The sequence below is a fragment of the Stenotrophomonas sp. 05L44_2 genome (assembly GCF_056665995.1).
In genome coordinates, this window is the sequence record NZ_JBFTNR010000295.1 from 1 (window position 1) to 4776 (window position 4776).

The following is a 4776-nucleotide window of genomic DNA, read 5'->3' on the forward strand; positions in this document are numbered from 1 at the left end:
CGGCCCGGCCATGCCGGGCGGCGCGTAGCGATGCAGGTCCTGTAGAGCCGGGCCATGCCCGGCTGTCGTCGGCCTTGCGTCCCACGCATGCATGCCGGGCATGGCTTGGCGCCACCGAAGGGCTACGTGCGCAGCGACGACTCGCGCACCACCAGCTTCACCGGAATGCTCTGGCCTTCCACCGGCTGCCGGCCGATCAGCGCCAGCAGCTTCTCCACCAGCAGCTGGCCGGCCTGCTTGGTGTCCTGCTGCACGGTGGTCAGCGGCGGCGACACCGAGGCTGCCAGCGGGATGTCATCGAAGCCGGTCACCGCCACGTCCTGCGGCACCCGCAGGCCCTGTTCGCGCAGCGCGCGCACCGCGCCGATGGCGATCAGGTCGCTGGCCGCGCAGACCGCATCGATGGAACGGTCCTGGGCCAGCAGTGACAGGCACGCCTCATGCCCGGACGCCTCGGTGGTGATCGCATCGTGCTGCAGCGCCGGGTCGGCGGTCAGGCCATTCGCACGCAGCGCCTCGACGTGGCCGCGATAGCGCTCCTGGAATTCCGGGTAATGGCTGGAGGCATGGCCGAGGAAGGCGATGCGGCGGCAGCCCTGTTCCAGCAGGTGGGCAGTGATGTCATGCCCGCCCTGGAAGTTGTCGCTGCCGATCGACACCCCCGGCTGGCCGGGCAGGGCCGCGCCCCAGCGCACGAAATGGGTGCCTTGTTCCACCAGCCGCTGCAGGCGGTCGCGCGACTGGTGGTAGTCGCCATAGCCCAGCAGGATGATGCCATCGGCCTTGTTGCTGTCTTCGTAATCGGCCTGCCAGTCGGTGGACAGCTGCTGGAAGGACACCAGCAGGTCCTGCCCATGCAGCGCGCAGGCGCGGGTGATCGACCCCAGCATCGAGTGGAAGAACGGGTTGATCAGCGAGTCGTCGTTGGTCGGGTCCTCGAAGAACAGCAGGGCCAGCGTGCCGGCATTGCGCAGGCGCAGGCTGGAGGCGTTCTTGTCGACCTTGTAGTTCAGCTCGCGGGCGATGCGCAGGATGCGCTCGCGGGTCTCGGCGTTGACCATCGGGCTGCCGCGCAGGGCCCGCGACACCGTGGGCTGGGAGACCCCGGCCAGGTGGGCGATGTCCAGGGAGGTGGCTTTGCCTTTGATGGTCATGGGGGCCGGCAGGGAAATGATCGGGGAATGATGCCATGGGGCGCCGATGGGCTGGCGCCGCGCGCCGGGGCAGGGCGCGCGCAGTGCCCTGCCCAGGGGGCTGCAGGCCGGATTCCGGCCATGGCCGGGGGCTTTCCCGACCCAGGTGTCGGCCGAGGGGATGGTAAGATGACCCGTTCTCGTATTCCCCCAAATTTCCCGGGGGCGACCCCAGCGCTCTGCACCCCCGCCCGGGGACGTGCTATCACTGGCGGCCTGCCCCTGGACAACGGACGAAGGTACCTATGGCGCGCGGCATCAACAAAGTCATCCTGGTCGGCAACCTCGGCAACGACCCGGACGTGAAGTACACCCAGAGCGGCATGGCGATCACCCGCATCAGCCTGGCTACCACCAGCGTCCGCAAGGACAAGGATGGCAACCAGCAGGAACGTACCGAATGGCACCGCGTGGTGTTCTTCGGCAAGCTCGGCGAGATCGCCGGCGAGTACCTGCGCAAGGGCAGCTCGGTGTACGTCGAAGGCAGCCTGCGTTACGACAAGTACACCGGCCAGGACGGCGTGGAGAAGTACTCCACCGACATCGTCGCCGATGAAATGCAGATGCTGGGCGGCCGCGGTGAAGGCGGCGGTGGCGGCGGCGGTGGCAACTTCGCTGGCGGAGAGCGTCCGCAGCGCCAGCAGGCCCCGCGCCAGGAATACGGCGGCGGTGGTGGTGGCAACCAGCGTGGCGGCCAGGGCGGTGGTTACAACCAGGGCGGCAACCAGGGCGGTGGCTACGGCCAGCAGCGTCCGCAGCAGCAGCAGCCGCAGCAGTCGGCGCCGCCGATGGATGACTTCGCTGACGACGATATTCCGTTCTGATTCCCGCCAGGCTCCGGCCTGCAGAACCCCGGCAAGGCCCAGCGCCTGCCGGGGTTTTTTGTTGTAGCGTGGGTGCACATGACGCGCTTCCGCCTAGCCACCGTCGCCCTGCTGCTGATTCTCGGCGGCTGCAGCGACGGCGGTAACCGCGATTCCCGGGGCCAATCAGCTACGACCGCGCCACCTGGCCTGCCTGCGATGGCGTCGCGTACACCGCACTTCCTCATCCACAGCGCCGCAAACCCGCAACAGACCGCTGCGGTCGGCATGGCCGTGGAAGCGCTGCATCGGTCGTATGCGATGACCGTAGGGCAGCGAGGCACCGCCGGGCCTTTCCAGTTGGTGCTGTACCGCGACCAGGTCGACTTCAAGGCACACAACCGCAGCAGCCCATGGGCCGAGGCGTACTACCGCCGACCTTACGCCTTTGCCTACCCCGGCGAKGGCGACGCGCCCCATCAGTGGATGCTGCATGAAGTGACCCATCAGCTGCTGGCCGAGGCCAGTGGCCTGTCCCCGCGACGCTGGATGAACGAAGGCATGGCCTGTTACTTCGGCGCCAGCAGGCTTTCAGGCGGAACGCTGCAGGTGGGCACGCCGGATCCGGCCGGCTACCCGGTCTGGTGGCTGAGCGAACTACGCTTCGATAGCGCCGGGCGCCCCAGCCTCGAAAATGCGCCGCTGCCCACCCTGCAGCAACTGGTGGAAGACAGCGGGCCGCCCGTCGCAGCGCACGTGAACGGCTACTACCTGGCATGGTGGAGCCTGGTTCACTTCCTGATGGAAGGCGACGACCAGGCCCATCGTCGGCAAGCTCTGCTGCTTCTGCACCGACGCGGAGATCCAGCGGCCTTCCAGCAGCTGATCGGCAGCTACGCGGAATTCGAACCGCGCTGGCATCAACACCTGCGCGCCTTGGCCCGGTCCCAGGGCAAGCGGGAACTGCACTGAGCTTCACGCGCGTTCGCTTCCCCGCAGCGCTGCACACCTTGGCCGCTCAGCTGCGATGCCGGAATCGGGCTTGCCGTGGTGCCTCGCAGCATTGATTTTCGTGCACCGCGACTTGCAAACAGACAATTTCCTCCCCTATGGTGCAATCGATTGCATTGCCGTAAATCGTTGCGTTTGATACCGGTTGGGAGGCCGGCAGGTGGATGTCCATCCATTCGATCAGACCGGCCCCGGGCCTCACGCGGCGCGATGCGCTGCGCATGGCGGCCGCTGCGAGCCTTGGCTTGGGGGCGGCGGGCGTTCTGCCTGCGTTTGCCGCCACGGCGCCGCTCAAGGGCAACCTGAAGCATTCCGTGGCCCGCTGGACCTTCCCGCAGCTGTCGGTCGCCCAGCTCTGCCAGACGGTGAAGGGCATCGGTTTTGCCGCCATTGACCTGGTGGGCCCGGAGGATTGGCCCACGCTGAAGGTCCACGGCGTATACAGCTCGATGTGCAACGGCGCGGAGCTGGGCCTTACCAAGGGCTTTGCCGGCCGTGAGTTCCACGATCAGCTGGTGGAGCGCTACACGCGGCATATCGACCTGGTGGCCGATGCCGGTTACCGCAACCTCATCTGCTTTTCCGGCAACCGCAACGGGATGGACCCGCAGGAGGGCATGGCCAATGCCGAGGCCGGCCTCAAGCGCATCCTCGGGCATGCCGAGAAACGTGGCGTGGTGCTGGTGATGGAGCTGCTGAACTCCAGGGTCGATCATCGCGACTACCTGTGCGACCACTCCGCCTGGGGCGTGGAGCTGTGCCAGCGGCTCGGCTCGGACAACTTCGGCCTGCTGTACGACATCTATCACATGCAGATCATGGAGGGCGACATCATCGCCACCATCGGCAGGCACCACGCCTGTTTCAAGCATTACCACACCGCGGGCGTGCCGGGCAGGCACGAGATCGGGGACCAGCAGGAACTCAATTACCCCGCCATCTGTCGCGCGATCCGCGACACCGGTTTCGATGGGTATCTGGCGCAGGAATTCATGCCTGTGGCACCGGATCCCGTCGGTTCGCTGCGCGAGGCCATCCGCCTCTGCGACGTCTGAAACGATATCCACCAGGTRAGAGATCCATGGCAGACAATCATTACGACGCCATTGTTGTTGGCTCGGGAATCAGTGGCGGTTGGGCGGCGAAGGAACTGACCGAGAAGGGCCTGAAGGTCCTGATGCTGGAACGCGGACGCAACATCGAGCACGTCAAGGACTACGTCAACGCGATGAAGGAGCCGTGGGATTTCCCGCATCGCAACCGGCCTACACAGGCGATGAAGGCGGCCTTCCCGGTGCTGATGCGCGACTACGCGCTGGCCGAGAACCTGCAGGGCATGTGGGCCGACGAACAGGAATCGCCGTACATCGAGACCAAACGATTCGACTGGTTCCGCGGCTACCACGTGGGTGGCCGTTCGCTGATGTGGGGCCGTCAGAGCTATCGCTTCTCCGATCTGGATTTTGAGGCGAACCTGAAGGACGGCATCGCCACCGACTGGCCGATCCGCTACGCCGACATCGCATCCTGGTACGACCATGTGGAGAAATTCGCCGGCATCGCCGGTACGCGCGAAGGGCTGGACGTGCTGCCGGACGGCGAGTTCCTGCCGCCGATCCCGTTGAACATCGTCGAAAAGGACGTGGCCGCGCGGATCAGGAAGGCCTTCGGAGGAACCCGGCACATGATCCACTCGCGCACGGCGAACATCACCAAGCCGATGCCCGAGCAGGGCCGCGTCAACTGCCAGTACCGCAACAAGTGCATCC

General features: G+C 66.3%; 5 protein-coding genes. 4 read left to right on the forward strand and 1 reads right to left on the reverse strand.

What is annotated here, in order from left to right:
- Window positions 1-122: 122 nt before the first annotated feature.
- On the reverse strand, window positions 123-1154 hold the full coding sequence (locus AC1VAN_RS11740; protein ID WP_442251615.1) for a LacI family DNA-binding transcriptional regulator: 1032 nt from the start codon (window positions 1152-1154) through the stop codon (window positions 123-125).
- A gap of 284 nt (window positions 1155-1438) precedes the next feature.
- On the opposite strand from AC1VAN_RS11740, the gene AC1VAN_RS11745 reads away from it, so the two are divergent.
- The 4 genes from AC1VAN_RS11745 to AC1VAN_RS11760 all read left to right on the forward strand — a co-directional run.
- On the forward strand, window positions 1439-2017 hold the full coding sequence (locus tag AC1VAN_RS11745; protein ID WP_442251616.1) for a single-stranded DNA-binding protein: 579 nt from the start codon (window positions 1439-1441) through the stop codon (window positions 2015-2017).
- A gap of 78 nt (window positions 2018-2095) precedes the next feature.
- On the forward strand, window positions 2096-2968 hold the full coding sequence (locus AC1VAN_RS11750) for a hypothetical protein (protein ID WP_480985851.1): 873 nt from the start codon (window positions 2096-2098) through the stop codon (window positions 2966-2968).
- Window positions 2969-3171: 203 nt separating this feature from the next.
- Window positions 3172-4062, forward strand: coding sequence for a hydroxypyruvate isomerase family protein (locus AC1VAN_RS11755; protein WP_313444247.1), 891 nt, complete (start codon window positions 3172-3174; stop codon window positions 4060-4062).
- A 26-nt stretch (window positions 4063-4088) separates the two neighbouring features.
- Window positions 4089-4776 (forward strand): NAD(P)-binding protein (locus tag AC1VAN_RS11760; RefSeq protein ID WP_480985852.1); only part of this gene is annotated, 688 nt, incomplete at its 3' end.